At 58.2% G+C, this 16,537-nt stretch carries 16 protein-coding genes; 11 read left to right on the top strand and 5 right to left on the bottom strand.

Annotated features, from left to right (window positions below):
• Nucleotides 1-6 precede the first annotated feature (6 nt).
• Nucleotides 7-1,995 (bottom strand): transketolase, encoded by a 1,989-nt coding sequence (gene tkt / locus ACMGGU_RS15000; RefSeq protein ID WP_104950387.1) that lies wholly within the window; start codon nt 1,993-1,995, stop codon nt 7-9.
• A 19-nt stretch (nt 1,996-2,014) separates the two neighbouring features.
• On the bottom strand, nt 2,015-2,965 hold the full coding sequence (gene tal / locus ACMGGU_RS14995; RefSeq protein WP_045909457.1) for a transaldolase: 951 nt from the start codon (nt 2,963-2,965) through the stop codon (nt 2,015-2,017).
• A 289-nt stretch (nt 2,966-3,254) separates the two neighbouring features.
• On the opposite strand from tal, the gene maeB reads away from it, so the two are divergent.
• Nucleotides 3,255-5,534 carry an NADP-dependent oxaloacetate-decarboxylating malate dehydrogenase gene (gene maeB / locus ACMGGU_RS14990; RefSeq protein WP_045406103.1) on the top strand — a complete coding sequence of 760 codons (2,280 nt, stop codon included), beginning with the start codon at nt 3,255-3,257 and terminating at the stop codon, nt 5,532-5,534.
• 97 nt (nt 5,535-5,631) lie between these two features.
• On the opposite strand, the gene hemF is transcribed toward maeB, so the two are convergent.
• Both hemF and amiA read right to left on the bottom strand, forming a co-directional pair.
• Nucleotides 5,632-6,531 carry an oxygen-dependent coproporphyrinogen oxidase gene (hemF, locus tag ACMGGU_RS14985; protein WP_045909456.1) on the bottom strand — a complete coding sequence of 300 codons (900 nt, stop codon included), beginning with the start codon at nt 6,529-6,531 and terminating at the stop codon, nt 5,632-5,634.
• On the bottom strand, nt 6,531-7,406 hold the full coding sequence (gene amiA, locus ACMGGU_RS14980; protein ID WP_045325904.1) for an N-acetylmuramoyl-L-alanine amidase AmiA: 876 nt from the start codon (nt 7,404-7,406) through the stop codon (nt 6,531-6,533). The genes hemF and amiA overlap by 1 nt, the downstream gene beginning before the upstream one ends.
• Nucleotides 7,407-7,618: 212 nt before the next feature.
• Here amiA and ACMGGU_RS14975 point away from each other — a divergent pair, with 212 nt between their 5' ends.
• From ACMGGU_RS14975 to pdxK, 10 genes are all read left to right on the top strand, one after another.
• Nucleotides 7,619-8,044 (top strand): GNAT family acetyltransferase, encoded by a 426-nt coding sequence (locus tag ACMGGU_RS14975; RefSeq protein WP_008501614.1) that lies wholly within the window; start codon nt 7,619-7,621, stop codon nt 8,042-8,044.
• A complete protein-coding gene (locus tag ACMGGU_RS14970; protein WP_420300692.1) occupies nt 8,031-8,480 on the top strand; it encodes a DUF2919 domain-containing protein in 450 nt (149 codons plus the stop codon). Before ACMGGU_RS14975 ends, ACMGGU_RS14970 begins: the two co-directional genes overlap by 14 nt.
• Before the next feature lie 63 nt (nt 8,481-8,543).
• Entirely contained in the window at nt 8,544-9,119 is a 576-nt protein-coding gene (locus ACMGGU_RS14965; protein WP_420300691.1) for an RpoE-regulated lipoprotein, read from the top strand.
• A gap of 92 nt (nt 9,120-9,211) precedes the next feature.
• A complete protein-coding gene (locus ACMGGU_RS14960) occupies nt 9,212-10,111 on the top strand; it encodes a Dyp-type peroxidase (protein WP_048226164.1) in 900 nt (299 codons plus the stop codon).
• A 175-nt stretch (nt 10,112-10,286) separates the two neighbouring features.
• A complete protein-coding gene (locus ACMGGU_RS14955; RefSeq protein WP_271368384.1) occupies nt 10,287-11,300 on the top strand; it encodes a sulfate ABC transporter substrate-binding protein in 1,014 nt (337 codons plus the stop codon).
• Complete coding sequence (gene cysT / locus ACMGGU_RS14950; protein ID WP_420300690.1) at nt 11,300-12,133, top strand: sulfate/thiosulfate ABC transporter permease CysT; 834 nt, start codon at nt 11,300-11,302, stop codon at nt 12,131-12,133. The genes ACMGGU_RS14955 and cysT overlap by 1 nt, the downstream gene beginning before the upstream one ends.
• Nucleotides 12,133-13,008 carry a sulfate/thiosulfate ABC transporter permease CysW gene (cysW, locus tag ACMGGU_RS14945; RefSeq protein WP_008501608.1) on the top strand — a complete coding sequence of 292 codons (876 nt, stop codon included), beginning with the start codon at nt 12,133-12,135 and terminating at the stop codon, nt 13,006-13,008. Before cysT ends, cysW begins: the two co-directional genes overlap by 1 nt.
• Nucleotides 12,998-14,092, top strand: coding sequence for a sulfate/thiosulfate ABC transporter ATP-binding protein CysA (gene cysA, locus ACMGGU_RS14940; protein WP_335248931.1), 1,095 nt, complete (start codon nt 12,998-13,000; stop codon nt 14,090-14,092). The genes cysW and cysA overlap by 11 nt, the downstream gene beginning before the upstream one ends.
• Before the next feature lie 118 nt (nt 14,093-14,210).
• A complete protein-coding gene (gene cysM, locus ACMGGU_RS14935; protein ID WP_008501606.1) occupies nt 14,211-15,122 on the top strand; it encodes a cysteine synthase CysM in 912 nt (303 codons plus the stop codon).
• Between the two features lie 5 nt (nt 15,123-15,127).
• Nucleotides 15,128-15,964 (top strand): pyridoxine/pyridoxal/pyridoxamine kinase, encoded by an 837-nt coding sequence (pdxK, locus tag ACMGGU_RS14930; protein WP_008501605.1) that lies wholly within the window; start codon nt 15,128-15,130, stop codon nt 15,962-15,964.
• A 44-nt stretch (nt 15,965-16,008) separates the two neighbouring features.
• Here pdxK and crr read toward each other — a convergent pair whose 3' ends face one another.
• Complete coding sequence (gene crr, locus ACMGGU_RS14925; RefSeq protein WP_003861316.1) at nt 16,009-16,518, bottom strand: PTS glucose transporter subunit IIA; 510 nt, start codon at nt 16,516-16,518, stop codon at nt 16,009-16,011.
• Nucleotides 16,519-16,537: the final 19 nt, after the last annotated feature.

The following is a 16,537-nucleotide window of genomic DNA, read 5'->3' as shown; positions in this document are numbered from 1 at the left end:
GCCGCATTAGATCACGCTCAGCGCCTTCTCCACCACGTTCTCAACGGTAAAGCCGAAGTACGGGAACAGCTTATCGGCAGGGGCGGACTCACCGTAGCCCCGCATGCCCACAATCGCTCCTTTGAGCCCGACATACTTGTACCAGTAGTCGGCAATACCGGCCTCCACCGCCACGCGCGCCGCGACGCTGGACGGCAGGACCGATTCCCGGTACGCCTCGTCCTGGGCGTCAAAGATATCCGTGGAAGGCAGGGAGACGACACGCACCGCGTGGCCCTCGGCGGTCAGTTTCTCCGCCGCTTTCACCGTGATTTCCACCTCTGAACCGGTCGCAATCAGGATCACGTCCGGCTTGCCGCCGCTGTCTTTCAGGATATAGCCGCCGCGAGCGATGTTTTTCACCTGCTCCGGCGTGCGCTCTATCTGCGCCAGGTTCTGACGTGACAGAATCAGTGCCGTCGGGCCGTTATGGCGTTCTACCGCCAGCTTCCAGCCCACCGCCGCTTCGACCTGATCGCAGGGACGCCAGGTGCTGAAGTTTGGCGTCAGGCGCAGGCTCGCCAGCTGTTCAACCGCCTGGTGGGTGGGGCCGTCTTCTCCCAGACCGATGGAGTCGTGGGTATAGACCATAATCTGCCGCGCCTTCATCAGCGCTGCCATGCGCGCCGCGTTACGGGCGTACTCGACGAACATCAGGAAGGTGGCGGTGTAGGGCACGAAGCCGCCGTGGTGAGCGATGCCGTTGGCGATCGCGGTCATCCCGAACTCGCGCACGCCGTAGTGGATATAGTTCCCGGCAATGTCCTCTTTCAGCGATTTCGAGCCCGACCAGATGGTCAGGTTACTCGGTGCCAGATCCGCCGAGCCGCCCAGCAGTTCAGGGAGAAGAGGGCCAATCGCATTCAGGGTGTTTTGCGACGCCTTACGGGTGGCGATTTTTGCCGGGTTGGACTGCAGGTTTTCAATCAGCGCCTGAGTTTTATCGTCCCAGTCCTCCGGCAGACCGCCGCTCATGCGGCGGGAAAACTCGGCGGCCAGATCCGGGTGCGCTTTTTTGTAGGCGGCAAACTTCTCGTTCCAGGCGTGCTGGGCTTTTTCACCCGCTTCACGGGCATCCCAGGCTCTGTAGATCTCTTTCGGGATTTCAAATGGCGGGTATTTCCAGCCCAGCTTCTGGCGGGTCAGCGCCACTTCTTCGTCACCCAGCGCCGCGCCGTGCGCCTCTTCTTTGCCCGCCTTGTTCGGTGAGCCGAAGCCGATAACCGTGCGGCAGATAATCAGGGACGGTTTGTCCTTCACGCTCTGCGCTTCCTGAATCGCTTTTTTCACCGCCTCAGGATCATGGCCGTCGATCTCATGCACCACGTGCCAGTGGTAGGCCTCGAAGCGTTTTGCCGTGTCGTCAGTGAACCAGCCTTCGGTTTCCCCGTCGATGGAGATGCCGTTGTGATCGTAGAACCCGATCAGCTTGCCCAGCCCCAGGGTGCCCGCCAGGGAGCAAACCTCGTGGGAGATCCCCTCCATCAGACAGCCGTCACCCATAAACACGTAGGTGTAGTGATCGACAATCTCGTGGTCCGGCTGGTTGAACTGTGCCGCCAGGGTACGTTCGGCAATCGCCAGCCCGACCGCATTTGCCAGCCCCTGACCGAGCGGCCCGGTGGTGGTCTCCACGCCCGGCGTATAGCCAATCTCCGGGTGTCCCGGGGTTTTGGAGTGCAGCTGGCGGAAGTTTTTCAGCTCCTCAAGCGGCAGATCGTAACCGGACAGGTGTAGCAGGCTGTAGAGCAGCATCGAGGCGTGGCCGTTGGAGAGAATAAAGCGGTCACGGTCATACCAGGTGGGATCGTTGGGGTTGTGCTTCAGGAAGTCGTTCCACAGCACTTCGGCAATATCGGCCATGCCCATCGGTGCGCCGGGGTGGCCGGAATTGGCTTTCTGCACGGCATCCATGCTGAGGGCGCGGATGGCATTGGCGAGCTCTTTACGGGACATAGTTCACTCCGTGGCAAGGTTAAAGTTTGGCAGCGAGAAGATCTTCAAGTTTGCGCTGGTCGACGGCAAACAGACGGATACCTTCCGCCAGTTTTTCCACGGCCATGGCGTCCTGATTGTGCTCCCAGCGGAACTCCGCTTCGGTCATGGCTTTCGGTTTTGGCAGAACGGTAGAGGTTGGCACCAGCTTGCGGATCACCGTCTCTTCTTTGTCCTGTAGTTCTTTGAGCAGGTTAGGGGAGATGGTCAGGCGGTCGCAGCCTGCCAGGGCAAGGATCTGCTCGGTACGGCGGAAGCTGGCCCCCATCACGATGGTCTCGTAGCGATGCTGTTTGTAGTAGTCGTAAATATTGCGCACCGATTTCACCCCCGGGTCCTCATCCACCACGTACGGATCCATCGGCTGTTTCGCCTGGTACCAGTCGTAGATACGGCCTACAAACGGTGACACCAGGAACACGCCCGCTTCGGCACAGGCGCGCGCCTGGGCAAAGGAGAACAGCAGCGTCAGGTTGCAGTGAATCCCCTCTTTTTCCAGCACCTCTGCGGCGCGGATGCCTTCCCAGGTCGACGCCAGCTTGATCAGAATGCGTGATTTATCGATCCCCTGCTCCTGGTAGAGTTCCACCAGACGACGCGCTTTATTAATGCTCTTTTCTTTATCGAACGACAGGCGGGCGTCGACTTCGGTCGAGACGCGGCCCGGAATGCTTTTAAGAATTTCCGCACCAAAATTAACCGCCAGCTTGTCGCTGGCTTCGGCGACCTGCTGCTCCTGCGTTTTCCCGCGCTGCTTACCGTAGGCAATGGCGTCATCAATCAGATGACTAAAATGGGCAAGCCCGGCTGCCTTGAGCAGTAGTGAAGGGTTAGTGGTCGCATCCTCCGGCTGGTAGTGACGAATCGACTCGATATCGCCGCTGTCGGCGACCACGGTGGTGAATTGTTTGATGCCGTCTAGCTGGTTCATAAATGATTACTCCTTGGAAATAAAAGAGTTAGATGAGTGCGTTAGTTCACACTTCTGGGAAAATCATGATGGACTTAACAAAAAAGCATAGCAGACGGGGGAGGCATTGCTTTTGAGACGGGTAACATGGCTGTTATAAATTGATAACAATTTTTAATGTGTGATGGTGAGAGTTTGGCAGCCTTCAAAGTTTAGGAGGCAGTCTGAGGCGATACTAGGCGGCACACCAGGGTGTGCAACCGGATCGCTTTCGTCACCCTTTTGACCGATACGTGAAAGGATAAATAAGATGGATGAGCAGTTGAAACAGAGTGCCCTCGATTTTCACGAGTTCCCTGTCCCGGGCAAAATTCAGGTCTCCCCAACCAAACCGCTGGCAACCCAGCGCGATCTGGCGCTGGCCTATTCGCCGGGCGTAGCGGCCCCGTGTCTGGAAATCGAAAAAGATCCGCTGGCGGCCTACAAATATACCGCGCGTGGCAACCTTGTTGCCGTGATCTCTAACGGCACGGCGGTACTGGGTCTCGGTAACATCGGCGCGCTGGCCGGTAAGCCGGTGATGGAAGGCAAGGGGGTACTGTTCAAGAAATTCGCCGGTATCGACGTGTTTGATATCGAGGTGGACGAGCTCGATCCTGACAAATTCATCAACGTGGTAGCCGCGCTGGAGCCGACCTTCGGGGGGATCAACCTGGAAGACATTAAAGCGCCGGAATGTTTCTATATCGAGCAGAAGCTGCGCGAGCGTATGAACATTCCCGTGTTCCATGACGACCAGCACGGTACGGCCATTATCAGCACCGCCGCCATTCTCAACGGCCTGCGCGTGGTGGAGAAAAATCTCTCCGACGTGCGCATGGTGGTGTCGGGCGCAGGCGCCGCGGCCATCGCCTGTATGAACCTGCTGGTGGCGCTGGGGATGCAGAAACACAACATTGTGGTCTGCGACTCCAAGGGCGTGATTTACAAAGACCGCGAGCCAAACATGGCGGAAACCAAAGCGGCGTATGCGGTAGAGGACGACGGTAAACGCACGCTTGAGGACGTGATCGACGGCGCGGATATCTTCCTCGGCTGCTCGGGTCCGAAGGTCCTGACCCAGGAGATGGTGAAGAAGATGGCGCGCGCGCCGATGATCCTGGCCCTGGCCAACCCGGAACCGGAAATTCTGCCGCCGCTGGCGAAAGCGGTGCGTGAAGACGCCATTATCTGTACCGGGCGTTCCGACTACCCGAACCAGGTCAACAACGTGCTCTGCTTCCCGTTCATCTTCCGCGGCGCGCTGGACGTCGGCGCGACGGCAATCAACGAAGAGATGAAGCTGGCCGCCGTGCACGCCATCGCGGAGCTGGCCCACGCCGAGCAGAGCGAAGTGGTTGCCTCAGCCTATGGCGATCAGGATCTGAGCTTTGGCCCGGACTACATCATTCCAAAACCGTTCGACCCGCGTCTGATTGTCAAAATTGCCCCTGCGGTGGCCAAAGCGGCGATGGATTCCGGCGTGGCGACGCGTCCGATTGAGGATTTCGACGCTTACGTCGATAAACTCACCGAGTTTGTTTATAAAACGAACCTGTTCATGAAGCCGATCTTCTCCCAGGCGCGCGCCGACGCGAAGCGCGTGGTGCTGGCGGAAGGGGAAGAGGCGCGCGTGCTGCACGCCACCCAGGAGCTGATCACCTTAGGCCTGGCGAAGCCGATTCTGATTGGTCGTCCGAGCGTGATCGAAATGCGTATCCAGAAGCTGGGCCTGCAGATTAAGCCGGGCGTCGACTTCGAGATCGTTAACAACGAATCCGATCCGCGCTTCAAAGAGTACTGGAGCGAATACTACGCGATCATGAAACGTCGGGGGATCACCCAGGAGCAGGCGCAGAAAGCCGTCATCAGCAACACGACGGTGATCGGCGCGATCATGGTCCATCGCGGCGAGGCGGATGCGCTGATCTGCGGCACCATCGGCGATTACCACGAGCACTTTAGCGTGGTGCAGGAGATCTTCGGCTATCGCGACGGCGTGCACACCGCCGGGGCGATGAACGCCCTGCTGCTGCCAAGCGGCAACACCTTTATTGCCGATACCTACGTTAACGACGATCCCACCCCGGACGAGCTGGCGGAGATCACCGTGATGGCCGCTGAGACCGTGCGTCGCTTTGGTATCGAACCGAAGGTGGCGCTGCTGTCGCACTCTAACTTTGGTTCGTCTAAATCGGCGGCGGCCTGCAAAATGCGTGAGACGCTGGCGCTGGTGCGCGAGCGCGCGCCAGAGCTGATGATTGACGGGGAAATGCACGGCGATGCGGCGCTGGTGGAGAGCATCCGTAACGAACGTATGCCGGACAGCCCGCTGAAGGGATCGGCAAATATCCTGATTATGCCGAACGTGGAAGCGGCGCGTATCAGCTATAACCTGCTGCGCGTCTCCAGCTCTGAAGGGGTAACCGTAGGACCGGTGCTGATGGGCGTGGCAAAACCGGTGCACGTGTTAACGCCGATTGCCTCCGTGCGCCGTATCGTGAATATGGTGGCGCTGGCGGTGGTTGAGGCGCAGACGCAGCCGCTGTAAACCCCTCACCCTAACCCTCTCCCCATAGGGGAGAGGGAACTGCACCGAGCCGTCTTTCACCCTCTCCCCTATGGGGAGAGGGCCGGGGTGAGGGGAGTTACACCCAATCCCGAACCTGAATAAACTCTTTTAAGGCAGCCTCCGGGCTGCCTTCTTTTGGCTCGTAGCAGTATTCCCAGCGCACCAACGGCGGCATCGACATCAGAATCGACTCCGTGCGCCCGCCGGTCTGCAGGCCGAACAGCGTCCCGCGATCCCACACCAGGTTGAACTCCACGTAGCGCCCGCGGCGGTAGAGCTGGAACTCACGCTCGCGTACGCCGTAGTCGGTGTTTTTACGGCGTTCGACGATGGGCAGATAGGCGTCGGTATAGCCTTCACCCACCGCGCGCATAAAGCTGAACGCGGTATCAAAATCAGGCGTGTTGAGGTCGTCAAAGAACAGCCCGCCGATGCCGCGCTGCTCGTCGCGGTGCTTCAGGTAAAAGTAGTCGTCGCACCACTTTTTATATTTCGGGTAAACGTCTTCGCCAAACGGCAGACAAAGGTCCCGCGCGGTGGTGTGCCAGTGCACGGCATCCTCTTCGAAGCCGTAGTAGGGCGTCATGTCGAAACCGCCGCCAAACCACCAGACCGGATCGGCCCCCGGCTTTTCGGCAATGAAAAAGCGCACGTTGGCGTGGCTGGTCGGCACAAACGGGTTGTGCGGATGCACCACCAGCGAGACGCCCATCGCTTCGAAGCTGCGGCCTGCAAGCTCAGGACGATGTGCCGTCGCAGACGCGGGCATCGCGTCGCCATGAACGTGGGAAAAATTCACCCCGGCCTGTTCAAAGATGCCGCCGTTACGCAGCACGCGGCTGCGTCCGCCACCACCGGCCTCGCGCTGCCAGGTATCTTCCTGAAATTCTCCGCCGTCTGCGGCGGCCAGTTTCTGGCAAATCTCATCCTGCAGCTGCAGCAGGAACGTTTTGACCAGTTGAGCATTGGGTTTCATCAACGTTTCCTGGAGTGCGCTTTTTGGTTATCGAACCAGTTGAAGTAACTGATAATGCCGGAAGCGATGGCGTTGGCAATCTTCTGACGAAACGCCGCGGTGCCGAGGAGTCGCTCCTCTTCCGGGTTGGTAATGAACGAGGTTTCCACCAGTACGGACGGGATGGACGGTGATTTCAGCACCACGAACGCCGCCTGCTCGGTGCCTTTACTGTGCAGTCGATGCACCGGCTTAATCTTTTTCAGAATATGCGAGCCGAGCGTCAGGCTGTTTTTGATCGTATCCGTCTGCACGAGGTCGAACAGCACCTGCTGTAGCAGGTGGTCCTTGTCAGTGGCTTTCTTCCCGGCGACTTCATCCGCCCGGTTTTCGCGATCGGAGAGGTATTTCGCCATGGCGCTACTGGCGCCGCGGTTGGAAAGCGCAAACACCGAGGCGCCGGCGGCTGACGGGTTGGTAAAGCCGTCGGCGTGAATCGACATAAACAGATCCGCCCCGTGCTGGTGGGCGATCTCTACGCGGTCATACAGCGGAATAAAGGTGTCGCCAGAGCGCGTCAGGCGGGCGTCAATGCCGTTGCTGCGTAAAATCGCCCGCACATTTTTTGCAATCGCCAGCACGACGTGTTTTTCTTTTGACCCGTTTTTGCCGATGGCGCCGGTATCAATACCGCCGTGGCCCGGGTCGAGCATCACCAGACGCTTCGCGCCCGGCTTTTTCGTTTTCGGTTTGCTGTGTCCGTTACTGGTTTTGAGCGTGCTCTCGTCTTTCGCCTGAGCCTGCTTTGCGATGCCCGTTAACGTTAAGGCCGCCAGCCCCGCTTTGAGAACCTGACGACGCGATGTGAGTGCTTTTAATGGTTTGAATGTGCTCATGCGGCCTGAATACTAAAAAATGGGGTCCTGGTGTTATATCGTATCGCGTTTAGCGTTACGACAGTCCATAGTGAGAATTGTTTTACTTTTCATTTCAATACGTGACAAAGTGACATTATGCCAAATTTTGGCGAGATTTTCCCCGGTTATTGGCTAAAGGCGTGGTTCGCGCCATAATCACTGTTTTTAAACCCGAAAAGGCGGTTAATACCATGGAGATACGCGTTTTTCGCCAGGAAGATTTCGAAGAGGTGATCACCCTTTGGGAGCGCTGCGATCTGCTGCGTCCGTGGAACGATCCGGAAATGGATATCGAACGTAAGGTGAATCACGACGTCAGTCTGTTTCTGGTCGCGGAAGTCAATGGCGAGGTCGTGGGGACGGTCATGGGCGGTTACGACGGCCATCGCGGCTCGGCCTATTATCTGGGCGTGCACCCGGAATACCGTGGTCGCGGCATCGCCAATGCGCTGCTCAACCGGCTCGAGAAGAAGCTGATCGCCCGCGGCTGTCCGAAAATCCAGATCATGGTGCGGGAAGATAACGACGTGGTGCTGGGCATGTATGAACGCCTGGGCTACGTTCACGCTGACGTGCTGAATTTAGGAAAGCGTCTCATCGAAGATGAAGAGTACTGAGATCCATCCGGCAGACTATGACGCGCAGGGGCGCGTCAGGCTGCCCTTTTTATTCTGGTGCGTTCTGCTGCTCCAGGCCCGGACCTGGGTGCTGTTCGTGATGGCCGCCGCGTCGCGCGGGCAGGGCGACACGCTGCTGACGCTCTTTTATCCCGATCACGATGCCTTCTGGCTCGGCTTGCTGCCGGGCGTACCGGCGGTGGTGGCTTTCTTGTGCAGCGGCCGACGGCATGCGATCCCGCGTTTGTGGCGCGCGCTTCGCGGGCTGCTGATCCTTGCCCAGATTGCGCTGCTCTTTTGGCAGTCGGTACTCTGGTGGTACGGTGAACCGCTGACGGGCATCGGCGTTGCGCTGGTGGTTGCCGATATTGTGGCGCTGCTGTGGCTGCTGACCAACCCGCGCCTTCGCGCCTGTTTTGCGCCGCAGGATGATTAATTCGGCACTTTTTGCCGATGTCGCACTCCAACAAGCGTTGATTTAACACGTAAGGACGTTTCAATGAAATCGCTGCGTTTACTCTTATGCGCTCTCCCGCTGGCATTGACCGGCTGTTCGACGCTCTCCTCCATTAACTGGTCCGCCGCGTATCCGTGGAACTGGTTTGGCTCATCAACGGAAGTGACCGAGCAGGGCGTGGGGAAAATTACCGCCGCGACGGCGCTGGATCAGAATGCTATTCAGGATGCGCTCAGCAGCGATTACCGCCTGCGCAGCGGCATGAAAACAGAGAATGGCAATATAGTGCGCTATTACGAAGCGCTGAAGGGCGACAAGCTGGCACTGGTGATCAACGGTGACAAAGGCACGGTAAACCGGATTGCCGTCATGGATGAAGATATTCCGACCGCCAACGGCGTGAAGGTCGGGACCCCGTTTAGCGATCTTTATAAGCAGGCCTTTGGCAACTGCTCCAGCGCGCCATCCGACGATGAAGTGGCGGTGGAGTGTAAGGCTGAAGGCAGCCAGCATATCAGCTATGTTTTTACCGGCACCTGGAGCGGTCCGGAAGGGTTGATGCCGTCTGACGACACGCTGAAGAGCTGGAAGGTGAGCAAAATACTCTGGAAGCAGTAATTTGCGTCTGAACAAACCGCCTCGCTGAAATCCGGGTATAATAGCCGCCATCAATGCCACGCTGACGTGGCATCTTTATTTCAGGAGGAGCGATGTCTCAGGTTCAGAGTGGCATTTTGCCAGAACATTGCCGCGCGGCGATTTGGATTGAAGCCAATGTCAAAGGGGACGTGGATGCCCTGCGTGCGGCCAGCAAAGCGTTTATTGATAAACTGGCGACTTTCCAGGCCAAATTCCCGGAAGCCCACCTCGGCGCCGTCGTTGCGTTTGGCAATAACGTCTGGCGTCAGCTGAGCGGCGGGGAAGGGGCGGAAGAGCTGAAAGACTTCATCCCTTACGGCAAAGGCCTGGCTCCGGCGACCCAGTACGACGTGCTGATCCACATTCTTTCTCTGCGTCACGACGTGAACTTCTCCGTTGCCCAAGCGGCGGTGGCGGCCTTTGGCGACAGCATTGAGGTGCAGGAAGAGGTTCACGGTTTCCGCTGGGTCGAAGAGCGCGATCTGAGCGGCTTCGTCGACGGAACGGAAAACCCGGCAGGGGAAGAGACGCGTCGTGAAGTCGCGGTAATCAAAGACGGCGTGGACGCGGGCGGCAGCTACGTGTTCGTGCAGCGCTGGGAGCATAACCTCAAGCAGCTTAACCGCATGAGCGTGCACGACCAGGAGATGATGATTGGCCGTACGAAAGAGGCCAACGAAGAGATCGACGGTGATGACCGTCCGGTCACCTCGCACCTGACCCGCGTTGACCTCAAGGAAGACGGTAAAGGACTGAAGATTGTCCGCCAGAGCCTGCCGTACGGCACGGCAAGCGGCACGCACGGCCTCTACTTCTGCGCCTACTGCGCGCGCCTGTATAATATTGAACAGCAGTTGCTGAGCATGTTCGGCGATACCGACGGCAAGCGCGACGCCATGCTGCGCTTCACCAAACCGGTGACCGGCGGCTACTACTTCGCGCCGTCCGTTGAGCGTCTGCTGGCGCTGTAAAACCGCTCTCCATACGTAGGCCGGGTAAGCGTTAGCGCCACCCGGCAATTTTCCCTGCCCCTTATTCCCTTTTCTGCTTCTAAATCACCAAACGGTATATAAAACCGTTACTCCTTTCATCCCCGTTATAAATATTATGACTATAAGATAGTCATCACATTTATAAGGGTGCGCAATGGCCGTTACTGTACTGAAAAAAGGAACTCTGGCGCTGGCAGGTTTACTGCTGGTGGCACAGGCGCAGGCGACTGAACTGTTGAACAGTTCGTATGACGTCTCCCGCGAGCTGTTTGCCGCCCTTAACCCCCCGTTCGAACAGCAGTGGGCGAAAGACAATAACGGCGATAAGCTGACCATCAAGCAGTCCCACGCCGGTTCGTCCAAACAGGCGCTGGCCATTCTCCAGGGGCTGAAAGCGGATGTGGTGACCTACAACCAGGTCACCGACGTGCAGATCCTGCATGACAAAGGCAATCTCATCCCGGCGGACTGGCAGAGCCGTCTGCCGAACAACAGCTCGCCGTTCTACTCCACCATGGGTTTCCTGGTGCGTAAGGGCAATCCGAAGAATATCCACGACTGGAGCGACCTGGTGCGTTCCGACGTGAAGCTGATTTTCCCGAACCCAAAAACCTCCGGTAACGCGCGTTACACCTATTTAGCGGCGTGGGGCGCGGCGGACAAGGCTGACGGTAACGATAAAGCCAAAACCGAGCAGTTCATGACCCAGTTCCTGAAAAACGTCGAAGTGTTTGATACCGGCGGCCGCGGGGCGACCACGACTTTCGCAGAGCGCGGTCTGGGCGATGTGCTGATCAGCTTCGAGTCGGAAGTGAACAATATTCGCAAACAGTATGAAGCGCAGGGCTTTGAGGTGGTTATCCCTAAAACCAACATTCTGGCCGAATTCCCGGTCGCATGGGTGGATAAAAACGTGCAGGCAAACGGTACCGAGAAAGCGGCAAAAGCCTATCTCAATTACCTGTACAGCCCTCAGGCGCAGACCATCATTACCGATTACTACTACCGCGTGAACAACCCGGACGTGATGAACAAGCTGAAAGATAAATTCCCGCAGACCGCGCTGTTCCGCGTGGAAGATCATTTTGGCTCCTGGCCAGACGTGATGAAAACGCATTTTGCCAGTGGCGGTGAGTTAGACAAACTGCTGGCGGCGGGGCATAAGTAATGTTTGCAGTATCGACTAAACGCGTGCTGCCGGGCTTTACCTTAAGCCTCGGGACCAGCCTGCTGTTCGTTTGCCTGATCCTGCTGTTGCCGCTCAGCGCCCTGGTGATGCAGCTTGCGCAGATGAGCTGGGCGGAGTATTGGGACGTGGTCACTAACCCGCAGGTGGTGGCGGCCTATAAGGTGACGCTGCTGTCGGCGTTTGTCGCCTCCATTTTTAACGGTGTGTTCGGCCTGCTGATGGCATGGATTTTAACCCGCTATCGCTTCCCGGGCCGCACGCTGCTTGACGCCCTGATGGATCTGCCGTTTGCGCTGCCGACGGCGGTCGCCGGCTTAACCCTCGCCTCGCTTTTCTCCGTGAACGGGCTGTACGGCGAGTGGCTGGCGAAATTTGACATCAAGGTGACCTATACCTGGCTCGGTATCGCGGTGGCGATGGCCTTTACCAGCATCCCGTTTGTGGTGCGTACCGTGCAGCCGGTGCTGGAAGAGTTAGGTCCGGAATACGAAGAAGCGGCGGAAACGCTGGGCGCCACGCGCTGGCAGAGCTTCCGCAAGGTGGTGCTGCCGGAGTTGTCTCCGGCGCTGATGGCGGGCGTCGCGCTGTCGTTTACCCGCAGCCTTGGCGAGTTCGGCGCGGTGATTTTTATCGCCGGGAACATCGCCTGGAAAACGGAAGTGACCTCGCTGATGATTTTCATTCGCCTGCAGGAGTTTGATTATCCGGCGGCGAGCGCGATTGCTTCGGTGATCCTCGCGGCCTCGCTGCTGCTGCTGTACTCGATTAACACTCTGCAAAGTCGCTTTGGTCGACGTGTGGTAGGTCACTGATGGCGGAAGTTACGCAATTGAAGCGATACGATGCGCCCCGCATCAACTGGGGTAAATGGTTTCTGATTGGGGCGGGCGTACTGGTGTCCGCCCTCATTCTCGTCGTGCCGACGATTTATATCTTCGTTCAGGCGTTCAGCAAGGGCCTGATGCCCGCGCTGGAAAATCTGGCGAACCCGGATATGCTGCACGCCATCTGGCTGACCGTGCTGATTGCCCTGATCACCGTTCCGGTGAACCTGGTGTTCGGTACCCTGCTGGCGTGGCTGGTGACGCGCTTTAATTTCCCGGGACGTCAGCTGCTGCTGACCCTGCTGGATATTCCGTTTGCCGTGTCGCCGGTGGTGGCGGGCCTGGTGTATCTGCTCTTTTACGGCTCCAACGGCCCGCTTGGCGGCTGGCTGGATGCGCATAACCTGCAGATCATGTTCGCCTGGCCGGGTATGGTGCTGGTCACCATCTTCGTGACCTGTCCGTTTGTGGTGCGCGAGCTGGTGCCGGTGATGTTAAGCCAGGGGAGCAACGAAGACGAAGCGGCGGTGCTGCTGGGGGCTTCAGGCTGGCAAATGTTCCGCCGCGTGACGCTGCCGAACATCCGCTGGGCGCTGCTTTACGGCGTGGTACTGACCAACGCCCGCGCGATTGGCGAGTTCGGTGCCGTTTCCGTTGTTTCCGGCTCCATTCGGGGTGAAACCCTGTCTCTGCCGCTGCAGATTGAACTCCTGCAGCAGGACTACAACACCATCGGCGCCTTTACTGCCGCAGCGTTGCTGACGCTGATGGCGATTTTGACCCTGTTTTTGAAGAGTGTGGTGCAGTGGCGTTTAGAAAATCAGGAAAAACGTCAGCATCAGGAGGGAAATCATGAGCATTGAGATTGCCAATATTAAGAAGTCTTTTGGTCGCACCCAGGTGCTGAATGATATCTCGCTGGATATCCCTTCCGGACAAATGGTGGCGCTGCTGGGGCCGTCTGGCTCGGGCAAAACCACGCTGCTGCGCATTATCGCCGGGCTTGAGCACCAGACCAGCGGGCACATCCGTTTCCACGGCACTGACGTGAGCCGCCTGCACGCCCGCGATCGTAAGGTGGGCTTTGTGTTTCAGCATTACGCGCTGTTCCGCCACATGACCGTGTTCGACAACATTGCGTTTGGCCTGACCGTGCTGCCGCGTCGTGAGCGTCCGGATGCGGCAACCATTAAGGCGAAAGTGACCAAACTGCTGGAGATGGTGCAGCTGACGCATCTGGCGGACCGTTTCCCGGCCCAGCTGTCCGGCGGGCAGAAACAGCGCGTGGCGCTGGCGCGCGCGCTGGCCGTTGAGCCGCAAATTCTGCTGCTGGACGAACCCTTCGGCGCGCTGGATGCACAGGTGCGTAAAGAGCTGCGCCGCTGGCTGCGTCAGCTGCATGAAGAGCTGAAATTCACCAGCGTCTTCGTGACCCACGACCAGGAAGAGGCGATGGAAGTTGCGGATCGCGTGGTGGTGATGAGCCAGGGCAACATTGAGCAGGTTGACGAGCCGGAGCAGCTCTGGCGTGAACCGGCGACCCGCTTCGTGCTGGAGTTTATGGGCGAGGTGAACCGCCTGCAGGGCACCATTCGCGGCGGTCAGTTCCACGTTGGCGCGCACCGCTGGCCGCTGGGCTATACCTCCGCGCATCAGGGCCCGGTCGATCTGTTCCTGCGTCCTTGGGAAGTGGACGTGAGCCGTCGAACCAGCCTGGACTCACCGCTGCCGGTACAGGTGCTGGAAGCGAGCCCTAAAGGGCATTACACCCAACTGGTGGTTCAGCCGCTGGGCTGGTACACCGAGCCGCTGACCGTGGTCATGCGCGACGACGTCCCTCCGCATCGGGGAGAGCGCCTGTTTGTCGGTCTTCAGCATGCCCGTATTTATCACGGCAAGGAACGCATCGAGACGCGCGAGGATATTGCTCTGGCGGAGTCAGCCTGATAGGTTATTAGGATGTTTATCGCCCGGTGGCGCTGCGCTGACCGGGCCTACAGCTAAAACTGTGTCTTGTAGGCCGGGTAAGCGAAACGCCACCCGGCTTTTTTATTGAGTAAAAATCGTGAATACACTCGAACACACCATCGGCAATACCCCTCTGGTCAAACTTCAGCGCATGGGGCCGGATAACGGCAGCGAAATCTGGGTCAAACTCGAAGGCAATAACCCGGCGGGGTCGGTGAAAGACCGTGCCGCACTGTCGATGATCGTCCAGGCCGAAAAGCGCGGCGAGATTAAGCCGGGCGACGTGCTGATCGAAGCCACCAGCGGCAACACCGGTATCGCCCTGGCGATGATTGCGGCGCTGAAAGGCTACCGCATGAAGCTGCTGATGCCGGACAACATGAGCCAGGAGCGTCGCGCCGCGATGCGTGCCTACGGAGCCGAGCTGATTCTGGTGACCAAAGAGCAAGGGATGGAAGGCGCGCGCGACCTGGCGTTAGAAATGGCCGAGCGCGGCGAAGGTAAACTGCTCGATCAGTTTAACAACCCGGACAACCCTTACGCGCACTACACCACCACCGGCCCGGAAATCTGGCAGCAAACCGACGGGCGCATCACCCATTTTGTCTCCAGCATGGGCACCACTGGAACCATTACCGGCGTATCCCGTTTTCTGCGCGAGCAGGCGAAAGCCGTCACCATCGTTGGCCTGCAGCCGGAAGAGGGGAGCAGCATTCCGGGCATTCGCCGCTGGCCGGCGGAGTATATGCCCGGCATTTTTAATGCACAGCTTGTGGACCAGGTGCTGGATCTTCACCAGCGCGAGGCGGAAAATACCATGCGTGAGCTGGCCGTCCGCGAAGGTATCTTCTGCGGCGTCAGCTCGGGCGGCGCGGTAGCGGGTGCGATTCGGGTGGCGCAGGCAAACCCGGGGGCGGTAGTGGTGGCGATTATTTGCGATCGCGGCGATCGCTATCTGTCTACCGGCGTCTTTGGTGAAGAGAGTTATTCGCAGGGGGCGGGGATTTAAGCGTCATGGAGATGATTCTATTCCGGGATAATACCCGGGCGCAGCAAACCGATATTGTCGCCGTGCAGTCGCAGGTGGTGTACGGCAGCGTGGGGAACAGCATTGCGGTACCGAATATTCGTACCCACAGGCTGAACGTTACCGCCGTGCCGACGGTACTGTTCAGCAACACGCCGCACTATGACACCTTCTACGGCGGCGTGATCCCCGACGAGTGGTTCAGCGGCTACCTGAAGGCGCTGGAAGAGCGCGAGATCCTGCGCGAGCTTAAGGCGGTCACCACCGGCTATATGGGCAGTGCCAGCCAGATCGTCCTACTGGCGCAGTGGTTGAAGGCGGTCAAAGCGCAGCATCCTGACCTGCTGGTGCTGGTCGATCCGGTTATCGGCGATATCGACAGCGGGATGTACGTGAAGCCTGAGATCCCCGAAGCGTATCGGGAGCACCTGCTGCCGCTGGCGCAGGGGATCACGCCAAACGTCTACGAGCTGGAAGTGTTAAGCGGCAAACCATGCCGCACGCCGGAAAGTGCCATCGCGGCGGCACAGGGACTGCTCTCCGACAGCCTGAAATGGGTGGCGATCACCAGTGCGCCGGTTGCCGACGATCCGCAAAACATCCACGTGGTGCTGGTTTCACGCGAGGGCGTCACCGTCAGCGCGCATCCGCGCGTAGAGACCGATCTGAAGGGAACGGGCGATCTGTTCTGTTCAGAGCTGGTGAGCGGCATTGTTGAGGGGAAAACCGTTGCCGATGCCATTCGCATGGCCGGCGATCGGGTGACTGACGTCATGCTGTATACCCAGTCGAAAGGCTACGACGAGCTTATCCTCCCGGCATAAACAAAAATGGCGCCCGAAGGCGCCATTTTTCTGTGCGGCAAGAATTACTTCTTGATGCGGATAACCGGGGTTTCACCCACGGTGACGCTGCCAGACAGTTTGATCAGTTCTTTGATTTCGTCCATGTTGGAGATAACAACCGGAGTCAGGGTAGACTTGGCTTTTTCTTCCAGCAGTGGCAGATCGAATTCAATCACCGGGTCGCCAACTTTAACACGCTGGCCTTCTTCCGCGATACGTTTGAAGCCTTCGCCTTTCAGTTCAACGGTGTCGATACCGAAGTGAACGAACAGTTCGATACCGCTATCAGATTCGATAGAGAACGCATGGTTGGTTTCAAAAATTTTACCGATGGTGCCGTCAACTGGAGCAACCATTTTGTTGCCAGTTGGTTTGATAGCAATGCCATCACCAACGATTTTCTCAGCAAACACTACATCCGGCACGTCTTCGATGTTGACGATCTCGCCGGAGAGCGGAGCAACAATCTCAATAGTTCCGGAGTCTTTCTTATCATCAGAAACCAGAGATTTCAGTTTATCGAACAAACCCATGATCTTCTCCTAAGCAGTA

The organism is Enterobacter sp. BNK-8 (assembly GCF_048685095.1).
Lineage (GTDB): Bacteria > Pseudomonadota > Gammaproteobacteria > Enterobacterales > Enterobacteriaceae > Enterobacter > Enterobacter quasiroggenkampii.
The sequence above is the reverse complement of the archived record's forward strand: the minus strand, read 5'-3'. Positions and strand labels throughout refer to the sequence as shown.